Below are 15,881 nucleotides of genomic sequence, written 5' to 3' on the forward strand. Positions count from 1 at the left end.
GCTCGTGGAGCGCTGGCGGCAGACCTACAACCGGATTCGGCCCCACAGCGCCCTGGGCTATCGTCCGCCGGCACCGGAAGCCATCGCGCCACGGTGCGCGTGAGTCACATTGCAAGTGGTACAACTACAGGGGGCAGGTCAGGACCGGATAGCTCTATGAATTCGGCGGCTCACAAGTGGATCAGGGTGAGCGAAACGGGGCCAGCGTATGAGCGCTTCACCATCTATGCCGACCCCGCCACAATTACCAGAAGCGGGAACACGGTGAGGATGTCGTCGGTGATTGACTCCGCAAGAATCCCCGGCACTGTATCGGATAGACCCCGCGTCTCCTGGAAAGACGAATGGGAATACGATTGCCAAGAGAAGCGGCACAGACCGCGTCATTTTACAGAGTATTCTGGAAGAATGGGAACCGGTGACAAAATGTACAGTCACACTGTGCCGGTGTTTTTCTGGATACTAGTGGCACCTGGAAGCGTCGGCGAGAATCTTTGGAAGATAGCCTGCGGGAAGGAGTGAGGCGAACTCCTGCCGTGAACTCGGGTCTAGATCGGAGCAGCGACCATGCTGTAGCTATCTCGCCAGCACTCCGACGGTTGCTCCCTCTCAGCGTTGTTCAGAATGTACCTGCTCCCCACTACTTCTACATCACTGGAGAGATGACGGTAAGGGATGTAAAAAGCAAATCGAGGAATAATGCGCTTGAGATTCAGATTCAAGCAGTCCCACCAAGGATCGTCTTAATCGTGCCAGCCGAGCGGACATCGCGTGCATGTCACCGTTCAGCTTCGGTCATGTCGGTAACGTCTTCGAGTTCCTCAATCCCAGCTTCTGCCTTTCCTCTCCCCGACGACGGATGTAAGCCATATTTCTTGAGCATCTTGTAAAAATCCGCCCGATATCGTCCCGCAAATTGCGCAGCTCGCGAAATGTTGCCGCCAGTCAATTGCAACACATTCTTGAGGTAGGTTTTTTCGAATTCCTCTTTCGCTTCCGTCAACGATTTAAGCGGAGAATCCGCTGCAAATCCCACTGACGGAAGCAGATCCGGCGTGATCATATCTTGCCGACACATCACCACCGCTTTCTCCACTGCATTCTCAAGTTCACGCACGTTACCTGGCCATGGGTTTGTCACAAGACGCTGAAGCGCCGCTGGAGTAAATCCTCGCATATCCTTATTTGCGCGCTTTCCACTGGATGTTAGAAACAGTTGTGCGAGAAGGGGAATGTCGTCCCGGCGGTCGCGCAGGGGAGGAATGAACAACGGGACGACGGAAATCCTGTAATAGAGATCGTTGCGGAATGACCCGCGTTTCACTGCTTCGCCGAGATCCTTGTTTGTTGCCGCGATGATCCGCACATCCACCTTCGTCGCCGTGTCGGCCCCCACCTCCCGTACTTCCCGCTCTTGCACCGCGCGGAGGAGCTTGACTTGCATGGAAAGTGGCATCTCCCCGATCTCATCCAGGAAAAGCGTGCCTCCATGCGCGCTCTGGAACAATCCGCGTTTGGGCCCGTGAGCGCTCGTAAACGCTCCTCGCACATGCCCAAAGAGTTCACTTTCAAAGAGGGTTTCGGGGATTGCCGCACAATTAAGCGCAACAAAGGGGCCTTTACTTCGGCGGCTGTTGGAGTGAAGCACGCGCGCCAGCACTTCTTTACCAGTCCCAGTTTCTCCAAACAGCAAAATAGTCGCGTCCGAATCGGCAACTTGAACCACTTGTTGCAAGAGCCGCTGCATCGACGGACTGCGGGCCACGACATTTTCCATCCCGTACAATTCCTTGACGAGAGACTTCAGCCTTTGGATTTCTCGGCTCATGCGCTGCTGGGAAAGTCCTTCTTCAATTTTTGTTTTAAGTTCTTTGTCATCGAACGGCTTGGTCAGGTAACCGAATGCGCCGCGTTGCACTGCCTCCACCGCGTTGGGAATGCTTCCGTGTGCCGTGAGGATAATGACCGGAAGGCCGGGATGGATCCGTAACAGTTCTTCAGCCACATCAAGTCCATCTTCTCCTCTGAGGCGGAGATCCGTAATCGCTAAGTCGAAGCGATCCTTCTTCGCCGCATCCACTGCATCACGGCCGGTCGTACAGGCGGTCACGGTAAAGCCCATGGCCGACAGGCGCATTTTAACAAGCTGCAACAAACCCTCTTCGTCATCGATCACGAGAATGTGTTCTTGTTCCATGAGCTTCCTTATTATTGTGGTTACTGTGCTGGTGGTTGTTGGTCCAATCCGGGAGGAGACGGCGGCACGACCGTTGAGGGTGGTCGGATAGGCCTGATCTTGTCTCGCATCTCCTGGTCAATCCTCTTCAAGGCTTCGAGCTGACTCGTAAGTTCTTCGATTTTTTTATCACGCTCGGTTACTTGCTTCTGAAGCGCCTGAACGGCCGCCGCCTCCGTACCAGCTTTTGGTGACTCACGTTTGCTCGTGAGCGCCTCCATTTTTCGGTCCCGGTCGGCAAGGTCTCGCTGTAGCGCCTCGACGTTCTGTGAGTCCGCATCTTTCATGGCCTTCAATTGCTGGATCACAAGCTCACGGTCTAGCAAGTCCCGCACCAGACGATCTGACACCTGGCCAAGGGCTGCATGGGCATCGGAAATTGCTGGGGCAGTCATAACCGATGAAAACCACGAGCGGTCTGTTGGTGCCGGATCTTGCAACAATTGGAGCCATAATCGGCTGGATGAGGCCAGTTGGCTTTTTGGTGCGACCGAAATTACTTTGTCGAAATACTTCGCCGCTGCTTCACGACTCTCGTACAAGCCTAACAGGGCTCGTGTGAAATATACGTGATCACAGGTGTTATGTTCCGTGCATTTGCCTGCCAAGGCATCCTGTTTTTTCGCCAGAGCGTGAAGTGCCTTTATGTCTGCAGGCTCTACTGCAAAGTACGGGTGCGAGGTCGGGGGAGGAGTCGACCATGACGCACAGCCCCACATGACGCACATGGGAATCGTCTGGGCAATGACCCTGAGGCGTGCAAAGGTCATCATGAAGAGGCTCCCGGTTTCGTCAACCGTAGGATAAACCGGACAGTGGTTCCTTTCTTTAATTCGCTCTCGATCCAAATGCGTCCGCCGTGAGCTTCAACGACTTTTTTGGCCAAGGCCAGCCCAAGTCCGCTGCCTGCAGTGGAGTGCTTGGTCTTCGTGCGTCCCTGGTAAAACCGTTCGAAAATATGTGGCAGATCTTCCGGTACGATCCCGGGACCACTGTCCGAGACAGAGACTTCAAGGACACCTGCTTGAGAGTCCGGTTTCATCTGTACTTTGACGATGCCGCCTTCCGAACTGAATTTCAAGGCGTTCGAGAGTAGATTATCGAGGACCTGTTCAATCCGAAGCGCATCGGCTTTAACCCATGCGCGTTGCGGAGGCGATTCGACCACCAGTTGGACGTGCTTCGCATCGGCCAGGAGGCGCACTTTATTGACGGAAATATCTGTGACACGCTTCAAGTCCGTCGGCACAATGCGGTATTCCATCATACCCGCTTCCATTTTCGAGAGATCCAATATCGTTGAGATCAGATGAATCAAACGGCGGCTGCTATCAGCCATGATTCGCAGCGTCGTGCGCTGTTCCTGCACAAGTGGGCCGGGAATCTCGTCCAGCAGGAGATGAGTCCCCTCCTGTATCGAGGCCATCGGGGTCCGCAACTCGTGGGAGACATGGGCTAAAAATTCGGCCTTCATGTCATCGAGCTCCTGCAGCTTTTGACCCATCCAATTCACTGTATCGACCAAGTTGCGCAGCTCGCTCGGGGCTTGAATTTGAAGCGAAGTCCGGAAATTTCCTTGTCCGATCTGTTTGATGTGACCTTGCAGTTGACGTAATGGACGAAGGATGGTGTAACTGGCAATCCCGGCTAAGCCGATTCCAAATACTAAGGCAACAAGGACGAGTTGTTCAGTCACTGCCTCAGCTTGTGCCGAACTTTCCCGCGAACGGCTGACCCCGACACTCAGACTCGCTTCGTGCAGATCGATATAATTTTGAAGCGTCGCTGTCATACGGTCTGTCAGCGCATCGCGACGAACTTCATATCCTGATGATGGTGCGGCAGAAGCCCCTTTACCATTTTCCAATTCTGTATAAAACATCGTCAAACGCTCTTGCTGAAGCCGCTTTACATCGTGAAGAATCCGTTGGCCTTGAACGGAAGCTTCCTGGGTCTCGAGCGACTCTATTCCTCGCTGAAACTCGTCCACCTCCTCATCAAAGTGCTGGAGGAATGTGGCATCTCGAACGGCCAAGTACTTCTTTTCACTATTCAGCTGATCGAAGAGAGATCCAAGCAATCGCTTCGCCGACTCGATAGCGGGGTAATGGTGGGAAGCCATATCCGCACTCAAGGCCGTGAGTTGTCTTAGCTGAAATAATGCGTAGAGGTTGACGCCCGCCATTACCACGATGATAACGACGGAGGTCAGAACGATTCGCCAGAATATTGAAAGACGCACCAGAGACCAGCTTTCCAGAAATGATTGATCAGGTTGAACCGAAGCAGGTGTAGGTAAATCCATACACTATTTCGTTCTCTGGCTCAAGTACTTCTCTTAAGTTGGACTAGCCTCGGAAAAATCCAATCCACAGGACCAGTCGAAAAATGACGCGGATTGCTTTGCTTTTGGGGTTCTTGCGTAATGACGTCAGTCCCTTATCTCAAAACGGCCAGTGAACGCACGCTGGCGACGTGACGATCCGTGGAGGGATGCAAACAGATGGCCACGAAACAGGAGAATCCCCACCATGAGGGGTGGCGTCAGGCAGAACGTCAATACCCAACTCACTGATGGAGCGATGCCCAGATAGGTGACCCATCCATCGAGAATTGTTATTGGCACCATCAGCAGTTGTAAAAAATCCAACCCGGCCCCTCTCCCTATCCGACGAGACAAATCAAAAACTGTTTGGAGCCCGACAGGAGACAGCACGAACGGGACAAGGATCAGCAACCACGGAGTAAACCACTCGATCCAATTCTCGAGTACAAAGTCATAACAGCTTTTCAATACGTCGAGTGGAGAATCATGTCGGACTTGGTAGATTACCTCCGGTGCGGGGTTCAGTAAAAGGAAGAGGAGCAGTAGTACTGCATACGAAAGCACTGGCCCATACGGATTAGCCTGAATGGTCATGTCCAGCGCCATAAGCGGCAGCCATAAGACGAAGCCGACCCCAATCACGTCCCAGAAATAGTGACCAAGGCTCGCGAACACGTCCTGTACGGTCAGTGTCCGCGCCTGAGCGATCGATTGCTCGATTAAGCTGAGCGTGGCTCCAACGAAGAGGGCATTCACCGCTCCCAGGATCAAACCACCGGCGATGCCGAGAGTTCCAACGATTTGAACGGCTAACAGAAACAGAGCTCCGAATCCAATGACTGCAACAATGGCGATCCATCCGCGTCGGATGGAGCGGCCGGCCTGGTGAAGTGCCCGGAGATAGAGCCTGGCCAGGCCGACAAAGAGATTCGGCATGTCGCGACAATAGTCTGAGGACTCATTGACCGTCAAGCCAAAGAAATCCTTGGTTGACATTTGATTTATGATGATTATTCAATATGCATCGCACATTGAAGCGAGAACGAGATGGGGTTTCCGTATGGATATGAATCGGATGACCATCAAGCTCCAGGAAGCGCTCCAATCGGCTTCTTCTCACGCCATGAGACGGAGTCATCAGGGGATCGACGTCGAACACCTTCTCCTCACGCTTTTGGAACAGGAGGGAGGTATCGTTCCCGCGTTATGTGAGCAGGCTGGCCTGTCTCTTCCGTCTGTTCGGCAATCTGCCGAGCAGGTGTTATCCCGTATACCGCAGGTCCAGGGAACTGGAGCCGCTCCGGGTCAACTCCACCTGACAGCTAGACTGAGTCAGGTTCTGACTAAAGCCGAATCTGAGCAACAAGCCCTCAAAGACGAGTACTTGAGCGTTGAGCATGTCTTCCTGGCGATGGTTCAAGAAGGGGGCGTGTTCAAAAAGCTGGGCCTCACACGCGAGCGTGCACTGGCGGCTCTTCAGCAGGTTCGTGGTCATCAACGAGTTACAAGCCAGGATCCCGAGGGAACGTATCAGGCTCTTGAAAAGTACGGTCGCGATCTCACCCGCCTGGCCGGCCAAGGAAAACTCGACCCGGTCATCGGGCGTGACGAGGAAATCCGCCGGGTGATCCAAATCCTCTCCCGCCGAACCAAAAACAATCCGGTATTGATCGGCTCGCCGGGTGTGGGGAAGACGGCGATCGCAGAAGGACTGGCGATTCGCATTGTGAAGGGAGACGTGCCGGAGAGTCTCAAGCAGAAGCGTCTTATTAGCCTCGACATGGGATCGCTTGTCGCCGGCGCGAAATACCGCGGCGAATTCGAAGAGCGGCTGAAGGCCGTCCTCAAAGAAGTTCAAGCCTCCCAAGGCCAGATCCTTCTCTTCATCGACGAACTGCACACAGTTGTCGGTGCTGGCGCGGCGGAAGGAGCCATGGATGCCGCCAATCTACTCAAACCGATGTTGGCTCGCGGTGAAATGCATATGATCGGAGCGACGACTCTGAATGAATATCGCAAGCATATTGAGAAGGATGCGGCCCTTGAACGGCGCTTTCAGCCCGTATTCGTTGATCAACCGTCTGTGGAAAATACCATCTCCATCCTGCGGGGTATCAAGGAACGATATGAAGTCCATCACGGCGTTCGTATTAAAGACGCGGCGCTCGTGGCCGCCGCTAAACTCTCGCATCGGTATATCGCTGATCGGTTTCTGCCGGATAAGGCCATCGATCTCGTTGATGAGGCGGCCGCCCGGTTGCGTACCGAAATCGACAGCTTACCGGCTGAGCTCGATGAAGTATCTCGGAAGGTGCTTCAACTGGAAATTGAACGAGAGGCCCTCCGAAAAGAGCACGATCAGGCGAGCCAAGCCCGATTGGCCACGATCGAAAAAGAACTAACGGAGAAGCAACGCGACCTGCAGGCGCTGAAGACCCGGTGGGAGTCTGAAAAAGCCTCGGTGGGGCGCTTACGTAAAACACGAGAAGCCATCGAAGCGATCAAACAGGAAGTGGAACGGGCCGAACGCGCCTATGATTTGAATCGCGTCGCGGAGCTTCGATACGGAGAGCTTCCTCGTTTGGAACGGGAACTCGACGCCGAACTCCAACAGCTCAGCAAGAAGCAGGGTAAATCGCGTTTGCTGAAGGAAGAAGTCGATGAAGAGGATATCGCCGAGGTCATCAGCCGGTGGACCGGGATTCCTGTGTCGCGACTCCTTGAAGGCGAATCGGAAAAGCTGCTGAAGCTGGAGGAACTTCTTCACCAGCGGGTCATCGGACAGGACGAGGGCGTCCGCGTGGTCGCGGACGCCGTGTTACGCGCTCGATCGGGCATCAAGGACCCGAATCGCCCGATTGGCTCTTTCTTATTCCTTGGACCCACGGGGGTAGGAAAGACGGAACTAGCGCGTTCGCTGGCCGCAATTTTATTCGACGACGAAGCCAACATGGTTCGAATCGATATGTCCGAGTACATGGAAAAGCACACGGTGGCGCGTTTGATCGGAGCGCCTCCGGGCTATGTTGGATATGAAGAAGGGGGACAATTGACGGAAGCGGTACGCCGCCGTCCGTTCTCGGTTATCTTATTTGATGAAATTGAAAAAGCTCATCACGACGTCTTCAATATTCTCCTTCAGATCCTCGATGACGGCAGGCTGACCGATTCTCAAGGCCGTACAGTGGATTTCAAGAACACAGTATTGATCATGACGTCCAACATCGGTAGCCCGCACATTCTCCAGGCACAACAACGCCACGCCTCCTACGAAGAGGTGCACGCGCTTGTCCTGGGTGAACTCCGGGAGCACTTTAGGCCTGAATTTTTGAACCGTATCGACGAAATCGTGGTGTTCCATGCATTGGAGACCGATCAGTTGGTCAAGATTGTGGAGATTCAGCTCAATCGGCTGCGTACCCGCTTGGCGGAGAGACGGATACCTCTCACGGTGACTCCTGCAGCGCTGAAATTCTTGGCGGAGCGGGGCTACGACTCCATGTACGGTGCCAGGCCTTTGAAACGGCTCCTTCAACAGGAACTGGAAACTCCTCTCGCGCGTCAACTGGTCAAGGGAGAGTTAAAGGATGGGGATAGCGCGTTGGTGGACGTCAAGGGCAAGGAGCTCGTGGTCGTACCGAACGTGGCGGGAAGATAACTGTTCCTCGATTTACCCGATAACAACCTCCCTCCCCTGCATATCTTGTTTGGTCCCGCTCGATCGTATTTTGTCGATCTTCCACTCCGTCGGTGTGACTTCGATTACGTGCCCCTTTACCGTATGGAACTCACCTTTGGTGATGGCGACTACTTCAGAAGCACGTATTTCCATCTGAAGAATGACTTTCCCCGAGTCAATTTGCTTCAGAGCCAGTGTCTTCGCGGTTTTGTTGACTTCATACGCTCGCCGCTCATTGAACATCAATGTGCTGTCCGACAACTTGGCGATCATTTTCCCAGCTCCGTCGAACAGAGCAAAGTTGACCAGCAACACTCCGGTTGTGGGTTTGACGGTCACCTCGATTTGAGGCACACCTTCGATCGCAATCATACCGTTCGTGTTGCGATACACATTCGATCCAATTTCGAGATCCATAGTTCCCTTTGTCTTTTGCGTGTTGTACGACGATGATCGAGGTCTAGGATTTTTTGATACGGTCCAGAATCAACGCGATACATCCGCCCAACAGACCACCACCCATAATTGTCGTCAGCAATTCGACCAGTTTGAGTTCCCAGACGGACCCCTGAGCCTGCATCACTTCTCTAATACCGCCTTGCAACATGATCACGGCCAGCGCCATCGCAGCCCCCACGACAAACCACCAGAGAAACACTTTGATAGTGACAACCATGGCCGTTCATCAATACTGAACAGGGCGGTCGAGACTGCGATACTGAATGGCTTCTGCCAAATGCGCCGGCTCAATTGTATCAGAGCCAGCTAAGTCGGCAATAGTCCTTGCCACACGAAGAATACGCCCGTAGGCACGAGCTGGGAGACCTAGTTTCGTCATCGACCGTTCCAAGAGCGTTTGACTCGGCCCATCGAGCCCACAATACCGTTTTAGCTGGCGAGGCTTCAACTGGGCATTGGTATGAATACCCTCGTCCCGGTACCGATGCGACTGCTTCGCACGGGCTGCCAGTACACGACCTCGAATCGTCTCCGAGTGTTCCGGAGAACCTCTATTGTCACGGAATTCACGGACCGTCACCGGAGGGACTTCTATGTGGATATCGAGGCGGTCCTGAAGCGGACCAGAAAGCCGCCCCCGATACCGACGTATTTGTTGCGGCGTACAGATACAATCCCTTGCGGGATCGCCATAGTACCCGCAGGGACAAGGATTCATCGCAGCGACCAACATGAATCGCGCTGGATACCGCAGCGAACCACTGGCTCTCGTCAAGATGACGTGCCCATCTTCAAGCGGTTGCCGGAGTCCATCCAACACTGGCCGCCGGAACTCAGGAGATTCATCCAGAAACAGAACGCCGTTGTGAGCCAACGATACTTCTCCAGGACGAGGAATCGTCCCCCCTCCAATGAGTCCGGCGTCCGAAATGCTGTGGTGGGGAGCCCGAAACGGTCGCACCGTGAGTAATGCCTGATCGGCAGGCAACTGCCCCGCCACGCTGTGCACCCGCGTCGTTTCAATGGCTTCATCAGATTCCATCAAGGGAAGTATCGTCGGGAGCCGCTTGGCCAACATGGTTTTACCCGACCCTGGCGGCCCGACCGTCAAAATGTTGTGTCCGCCGGCTGCCGCAACTTCCAGAGCTCGTTTTGCATGCTCCTGTCCTTTCACGTCGCCGTAATCCTCTTCATCCAGAGGGCGCGTGCGAAAGAGATCGCCACCATCTCTCGGCATCGGTTCGATCAACGCCATGCCTTTGACGAACGCCACGGCTTCAGGAATCGTATGGACCGGATAGACCTCGACATGTTCGACCAGAGCTGCTTGCTGGCTATTGTCCGCAGGTAGGACCAGATTGTAATGGGGTCGACAGGCGATATTGATTGAGAGCGCACCGGAAATGGGCTTGATGCGTCCGTCGAGAGACAGCTCACCGACAAACACTCGCCGGATGACACATTCTGGTGGAATCACCTCTTCCGCCACAAGAATGCCGATCGCGATAGCCAGGTCAAGGGCGGACCCTTCTTTCTTGATCCCGGCCGGGGCGAGGTTCACCGTGATCCTTTTAGCAGGAAAGTGAAAGCCGGTATTTTTCAACGCAGATCGTACCCGATCGCGACTTTCACGAACTGTTGCATCGGGGAGACCCACGACAGAGAATTGTGGAAGTCCTCCGGTAATATCCACTTCCACATCGATCAGACAGGCATCGAGACCCACTAGCGCGGCGCTTAGTATTCTCGCAAGCATAGCAATCCTAACCTCAGCCAATGTTTGAGTAGACGGACCGGGCGGATTATAAAAACCACCATCAGACACTTTCAACTCACAAGAGAGACAATGCTGGTATTTTCCGTTCGCCATGCGGCACAAGGCGGATGCGACGGTGGGTAGAACCACAACCTCCTATCCGGTATAATTTCGCGCCCGTGCATATCGGCTCTCGAAATCTTTATGCTCACATCTTTCTCCCTTCCTCGGCCTGCAATCAGACGACTCGCATGGTTGTGCGGTGCCGCCGCCGTATTTTTCTGCTCGGTGAACGAGACTCATGCTGGCATGGCATCGGCAGTTCGGACTCCGGCGAGTCACGTCGGCGCTGCGATGGCGCTCCTGGCGACGTTACAAGACGCTGACGTGCTTCCACCTGATGGCACCTCTGAAGCGAACCAGATAGTGAAATCGGTCATTCAATGCCAGTCGCTCTTCATGAAAAGTTCAGATCCGAACGTTCGAGCGTTTTTCGATCGTGCGTTGCAGACCAAATTGAGTGACGGCGCCGAGGAGGCCGGTCGACGGTTCAAAGAAGAAGGCTGGACTTCAGAAATACTCGAAGCGCTCAGCGAATCGTATGTCATGTTATCGGACCGCCAACGTAGACAATTGGCTGAAGGATTTCGTGCTTACAATCTGACCCCGAACGATTTTCTGCAGTTGAGTGAATTGTTCCTCAGCGCCAGAGCGAGCCTGCGGCAACGGGGACAGGATATTCACCGGATCTATGCACAGCGGAGACAAGCAATGCCGGGCCAGCGCTTCCCGCACAGGCCGGAAGCACCGACCTCACCCTCATGAAAGGAGCGGCACGATGGCGACGAAGGCTTACATTTTGATCAAGGTCAAGGCAGGAAGGACAAAGGATGTTCTCCATTCCCTGAAACATATTAGTGGAGTCGAGCAGGCCCACTCCTGTTTCGGACAGCCGGATATTTTCCTCTTTATCAGCACGAACGACGAACGGGCGTTATCTGAAGTCGTGATTTCCAAAATTCACTCGATAGAAGGTGTGGAGGAAACCGATACCCATATCGTGGCTGAATCTTAGTCATTAGATTCGTTCTTGACGAGCTGGCCTCTAAGTTCCGCGGATCGATAACAAGCCTCGGCTATTTCCACCGCTCTTTGTCCATCCCTTCCTGTAATGGGTGGACTGGAATTAGTACGAATGGCGTGAATAAACGCGCGGAGCACTGATAGGATGGTCGGTCGGGGCTCCAGGGTCCATTCCTCGGATGTATTGGCTCGTTCCTGTTTCATGAGTCGGTGCCGGAACCAATCGGCACTCACCCTTCCATCTGCTCCAATCCACTCCATCTGTGCGACGCGTCCCGCTGTGACCCGCGCGACTTCGAGATGGCACTCTATCCCCTGTACGGTCGTGAGGTGTACGGTCGCTCTGGTGTCCGGTCCAGTTGGTGGCACAGGATCCATATAACAGGAAACAGCGCTGACCTCATCGCCGGTTAAAAATCGCACCACATCGAGCAAGTGAATCCCGATCTCGAGTAGCGCCCCTCGGTGACCGAAGGCGTTCGTGGTTGCCGCGGTGCTCGATGCCACTTCGACGTGACTCGTCATCGTCGCGGAACGAAGCGATCCGAGCTGCGGTAGGATACTCCTGACTCTTTCGATGACTGGCTCGAACCGGAGGGTATGGGCTGTCATAAGGAGAACGCCCGCTTGGTCGGCTGCTTTGACCATGGCTCGAGCCTGCTCTGCAGTCAGAGCGAGGGGTTTCTCAATCAACAAGGGCTTCCGGGCCCTGACCGCTTCGAGACAGATCTCATGACAAAGCGTAGGCGGAGTGACGACGATGACGGCACGGACCAACGGATCGGCGATCAAAGCACGATAGTCACTGTAGACGGGAATAGAAGAGAGAGGGAGTCCTTCGACACTTTCTTGAGCTCGCTTTCGGCAGACGGCAACAAGGTTCGTCTCCGGCATGTCTTGCAGAAGATGTCGCACATAACGACTGCCATGCCGGCCTAGACCGATCAACCCGATGCCAAGTGCGGATGATGCTGTCATATCAAGCTGTCTTATCGAGACTCTACGGGCAAGAATCGATATGGTCAATCGAATCCTGTTCCTCGTCGGTCGATTGACAACGCAAACGTAGCCTCCCTATAGTTACACCGCTGCACCACGTCGGATTATCCGGCAGAGCGCGGCATCTTCGGGAAAGCGGTTCAAACTATGACGTCGGCCCTTGCGCCTTTCACGCTTCAACAAATCGGCACCGACACCGCGCGGTTTCCCAGTGGGGTAGCCATTCCAACTCCAACAGACGCTGCCGTCGATCCCTACATCAAAACTCGCATGTCGAATGATGTGCAGGTGGAAGCCATTCAGTTTTGGCCACAGGAGAAGGGAACGTACCCTGGTCTCGTCCTGATACACGAATGGTGGGGGCTGAATTCCCAAATCAAGGATCTTGGAGCTCGACTCGCGTGTGAGGGCTATGGGGTGATCATTCCCAACTTGTATGCGAGGCTCGGCGGGATGGTGACGGCCAATGCAGACATCGCAGAGGCGCTGATGGGACGATTAAATAGTCAGCTGGCATTACAAGACATCAATTCGTGCTGCGAATTTCTGAACACCCGAGATTATATCAGACGCAATATTCATGGGGTGGTGGGGTTCGGAATGGGGGGGTCGTTGGCCCTGCAGTTTGCGTCCAAGCGGAAGCGGTTACGCGCAGCAGTCGTCTTCTACGGACGGATGTTCGACCCAGCAGCTATGTTCAACGACGTGCGCTGTCCGGTTCTCTATCACCAAGCTGAACAAGATACCTGGGCCTCGGCTGCGGAAGCTGATCGGCTTCGCGCGGCGGCCGCTGAATATGGCAAGCAGGTCGAGATCAGGCTCTACCGGAATACACCGCATGCGTTCTGCAATGAGATGCGTCCCGAGACCTATCGTACTGATGCCGCTGCTGAAGCATGGAACGAGACCGCCGCCTTCCTCAAGAAGTGCTTTCAAGGAACGTAACCGCATCCACCTGATTTCTTTTTCTGTCTTTATCACAAGGCAGCCTGCTTATGTGTTTCCCGTACACCACAGGAAAGTAACGACGATATGAAAGGTCTAAGATTACGTCTTCAGTTTGTCGGGCAAACAGTCTGGTGGACACTGGGAGGCTTGTCAATCTCCATCTGTGTGGTACCGCTCGCTTTGGGAACCACTGATACACTTCCCTCATCCATGCCGGACCTTCAAAGCATCGTTCATGCTCACGGGGCAAAACTGATCGAGGTGGATTCCGACAAGGGAGCGATCGATCTGTTTGTGTCATCCATAGGCCCTTCACTCAACCTAGGGGATGTGGCGCGGACCCTAACGGCTAAGTCCATTTCTCCGAAACTTTCCAAAGATCTCTTGCTGCCGGAGATAACGCAAGTCGCTCACACATTAATCGGCGATCTCGCTGCATGGCACCTTGCAACTCTCGTTCAACAGGCTGTCAAAGACAAGCGCCTCCCGGGCGTGCCGGAAGAACTATTGGGGTCTTCGACGAGACGCGAATGGCTGGCTCTGCAGGGACAGACCTCCTGGCAAAAATCTATGAACGACTTGGCCCAAACCCTGCAGAGCCCAGAGAATTCCTCGAAAAATCGAGACGACACAGCGGCTTTGGCAGTCATCACGCTTTCTGACCAGTCAAGCCGTCTCGCGGTCGAAGCCCTTCAAGCCGCTTATCACAATTGGGACAGGCTCCGTGGATGGAAGGACCAGGTGCGCTTGTTGAGGGGGCAAGTCCGCCTGTGCGGGACATGGCTATGGGTTATCCATAACCATCAGAGACACCATCAAGAGCAAAAACTCTCATTGCTGTTCCCTCCACCAGGAGCCGATCATGCTAGCCTCCCCGATTTAGTAGAAACCATCGTGCTCGGTGATAACGTGTATCTGCGATGGGAAATCGAGGGACGAGTACAGGAAGATAGCCTCCAATTCGTCAAGGACGGACAACGTCTGGAGGGAACGTTTGTGAATTCTCAAGGGGGTTGGGGATCCATCAGCGGGAAACGGACAGCGTCATGCAAAGAATGACATTATTATATGCGCCAGGCTCGGTAACCGAGTAGGATCCAGCCTGTGAGAAAAGCCATGCCACCCAAGGGTGTCACAGCACCAAACCCTCGCGTTCCTGATAATGACATCGCGTAGAGACTACCGCAGAAGAGAAGAATCCCGACCATAAAGAGACATCCTACCGACTCGAATCGCTTCTCGGGCCATCGATCTACAGCCCAGGCAACGGTACAAAGACCCAGAGCGTGATACATGTGATAGCGAGCGGCTGTGTCGAAGACGGCAAGCATGGATATGTCGAGGCTGTCTTTTAGAAAATGGGCTCCGAAGGCGCCGGCCGCAACGGCAGAACCTCCAAAGAAGCTTCCTAGTGCCAACAGCTTCGACGAGTTGAGCATTCTTCTCATAGATTTCCCCCTTGCAAACAACAACCGGTGATGATCGGCGCGGACCTGCGGGGGATCGTACCAGAGAGTAGAACGTTTCGATACGACGCTAATTCGACCAGAATGTTGGTTACCAATGAAGACTCGGATCATGCGTTCGTGTGCGCAGTGGACGTGAGACACTGGATTTTCCCCCTTTGTGGTTTCATTTCTATCGGACACATTGTTTCCCTAAGCCGCTAAAAGTATTAAGAAAGTTCGAGTCCGGTTTGCCCGTCAAGTAACCGGCCGGCGCACTGCCCTCTTGGGTATCCCCCCACTCTTGAGGAATAGCCAGACAATCTCTTCTCGCACTACCCTGCACATACCTGTATGGCACAGCGAAAACAACAGACCAGCTGGTTCAGCCCGAATCTCACGATTGACTGCATGCTGGCGAATGTGAGCGCGCAGTTGGAGGCGGACGGACGCGTCCTCGAATTCTCTGAAGCCAGTTGTAAGCTCACCACTCCTGATCGGCTCAGACCAGGGGAATTTGTGAAAGTTCGACTGTGGTTGGAAGGCGAAGAACCCTCTATAAACATCCAACTCGCGGAAGTGAGGAAGGTCCATAAGCACTGGATCTCGGTAGAAGTGATCCAGGTAGGTTCTAATGATCGGTTGAGGCTTAAACAATTGGTCGATGCCCGCGCCACTATCCATCAGGAACACCCTGCTCCCATCAATCGCCTCCTCATTCGAGCATAACCCGTCCCGACGTTCTCCTTCCGAGCATATGGCTCTCGTGACGCATCGCCCTCTGCGACATAGATAATTGTCGGCGTAGCCTCTGTTTCTTATAAGATTCAAAACCCCGAACGTTATTGCCAAAGATTTCATTCATGGCATAATCATCCTCGTGTTTACCGGATACCCGAATCATACCCGCTGCGAAAAGCTGGCATAAACAGTCATACTTGCGGTCCTAT

General features: G+C 54.0%; 16 protein-coding genes. 7 read left to right on the top strand and 9 right to left on the bottom strand.

The window, feature by feature from the left end; all coding sequences use genetic code 11:
* The coding region (locus VEI50_13305; protein HXX76101.1) for an integrase core domain-containing protein at positions 1–103 on the top strand (103 nt) is incomplete at its 5' end.
* A 675-nt stretch (positions 104–778) separates the two neighbouring features.
* Here the strand turns inward: VEI50_13305 and VEI50_13310 are convergent.
* The 4 genes from VEI50_13310 to VEI50_13325 form a co-directional block, all read right to left on the bottom strand.
* Entirely contained in the window at positions 779–2,197 is a 1,419-nt protein-coding gene (locus VEI50_13310) for a sigma-54 dependent transcriptional regulator (GenBank protein ID HXX76102.1), read from the bottom strand.
* 20 nt (positions 2,198–2,217) lie between these two features.
* Positions 2,218–3,009: a hypothetical protein gene (locus VEI50_13315; protein HXX76103.1), complete on the bottom strand. Its 792-nt coding sequence runs from the start codon at positions 3,007–3,009 to the stop codon at positions 2,218–2,220.
* Entirely contained in the window at positions 3,006–4,541 is a 1,536-nt protein-coding gene (locus VEI50_13320; GenBank protein HXX76104.1) for a HAMP domain-containing sensor histidine kinase, read from the bottom strand. Before VEI50_13320 ends, VEI50_13315 begins: the two co-directional genes overlap by 4 nt.
* Positions 4,542–4,667: 126 nt before the next feature.
* Positions 4,668–5,558 (bottom strand): hypothetical protein, encoded by an 891-nt coding sequence (locus VEI50_13325; protein ID HXX76105.1) that lies wholly within the window; start codon positions 5,556–5,558, stop codon positions 4,668–4,670.
* A gap of 64 nt (positions 5,559–5,622) precedes the next feature.
* On the opposite strand from VEI50_13325, the gene clpB reads away from it, so the two are divergent.
* Complete coding sequence (clpB, locus tag VEI50_13330; protein ID HXX76106.1) at positions 5,623–8,220, top strand: ATP-dependent chaperone ClpB; 2,598 nt, start codon at positions 5,623–5,625, stop codon at positions 8,218–8,220.
* Positions 8,221–8,232: 12 nt separating this feature from the next.
* On the opposite strand, the gene VEI50_13335 is transcribed toward clpB, so the two are convergent.
* From VEI50_13335 to VEI50_13345, 3 genes are read right to left on the bottom strand one after another with little or no spacing between them, the layout of a single operon-like run.
* Entirely contained in the window at positions 8,233–8,658 is a 426-nt protein-coding gene (locus tag VEI50_13335; protein HXX76107.1) for a hypothetical protein, read from the bottom strand.
* A 43-nt stretch (positions 8,659–8,701) separates the two neighbouring features.
* The gene (locus VEI50_13340; GenBank protein HXX76108.1) at positions 8,702–8,917 is read right to left on the bottom strand and encodes a hypothetical protein; all 216 of its coding nucleotides are present in this window, start codon (positions 8,915–8,917) and stop codon (positions 8,702–8,704) included.
* Positions 8,918–8,926: 9 nt separating this feature from the next.
* Positions 8,927–10,456, bottom strand: coding sequence for a YifB family Mg chelatase-like AAA ATPase (locus VEI50_13345; protein ID HXX76109.1), 1,530 nt, complete (start codon positions 10,454–10,456; stop codon positions 8,927–8,929).
* 309 nt (positions 10,457–10,765) lie between these two features.
* On the opposite strand from VEI50_13345, the gene VEI50_13350 reads away from it, so the two are divergent.
* Both VEI50_13350 and VEI50_13355 read left to right on the top strand, forming a co-directional pair.
* The gene (locus VEI50_13350) at positions 10,766–11,281 is read left to right on the top strand and encodes a hypothetical protein (GenBank protein HXX76110.1); all 516 of its coding nucleotides are present in this window, start codon (positions 10,766–10,768) and stop codon (positions 11,279–11,281) included.
* A gap of 13 nt (positions 11,282–11,294) precedes the next feature.
* Positions 11,295–11,531 (top strand): Lrp/AsnC ligand binding domain-containing protein, encoded by a 237-nt coding sequence (locus VEI50_13355; protein ID HXX76111.1) that lies wholly within the window; start codon positions 11,295–11,297, stop codon positions 11,529–11,531.
* On the opposite strand, the gene VEI50_13360 is transcribed toward VEI50_13355, so the two are convergent.
* On the bottom strand, positions 11,528–12,517 hold the full coding sequence (locus VEI50_13360) for a Gfo/Idh/MocA family oxidoreductase (protein ID HXX76112.1): 990 nt from the start codon (positions 12,515–12,517) through the stop codon (positions 11,528–11,530). The two genes, VEI50_13355 and VEI50_13360, sit on opposite strands and share 4 nt — an antisense overlap.
* 168 nt (positions 12,518–12,685) lie before the next feature.
* Here VEI50_13360 and VEI50_13365 point away from each other — a divergent pair, with 168 nt between their 5' ends.
* Both VEI50_13365 and VEI50_13370 read left to right on the top strand, forming a co-directional pair.
* A complete protein-coding gene (locus tag VEI50_13365) occupies positions 12,686–13,483 on the top strand; it encodes a dienelactone hydrolase family protein (protein HXX76113.1) in 798 nt (265 codons plus the stop codon).
* Positions 13,484–13,696: 213 nt separating this feature from the next.
* Positions 13,697–14,545: a hypothetical protein gene (locus VEI50_13370; GenBank protein ID HXX76114.1), complete on the top strand. Its 849-nt coding sequence runs from the start codon at positions 13,697–13,699 to the stop codon at positions 14,543–14,545.
* Between the two features lie 5 nt (positions 14,546–14,550).
* Here VEI50_13370 and VEI50_13375 read toward each other — a convergent pair whose 3' ends face one another.
* On the bottom strand, positions 14,551–14,934 hold the full coding sequence (locus VEI50_13375; protein HXX76115.1) for a DUF423 domain-containing protein: 384 nt from the start codon (positions 14,932–14,934) through the stop codon (positions 14,551–14,553).
* Between the two features lie 351 nt (positions 14,935–15,285).
* Here VEI50_13375 and VEI50_13380 point away from each other — a divergent pair, with 351 nt between their 5' ends.
* Complete coding sequence (locus VEI50_13380) at positions 15,286–15,660, top strand: hypothetical protein (GenBank protein ID HXX76116.1); 375 nt, start codon at positions 15,286–15,288, stop codon at positions 15,658–15,660.
* Positions 15,661–15,881: the final 221 nt, after the last annotated feature.

This window comes from Nitrospiraceae bacterium, from assembly GCA_035623075.1.
Classification (GTDB): Bacteria; Nitrospirota; Nitrospiria; order Nitrospirales; family Nitrospiraceae; genus DASPUC01.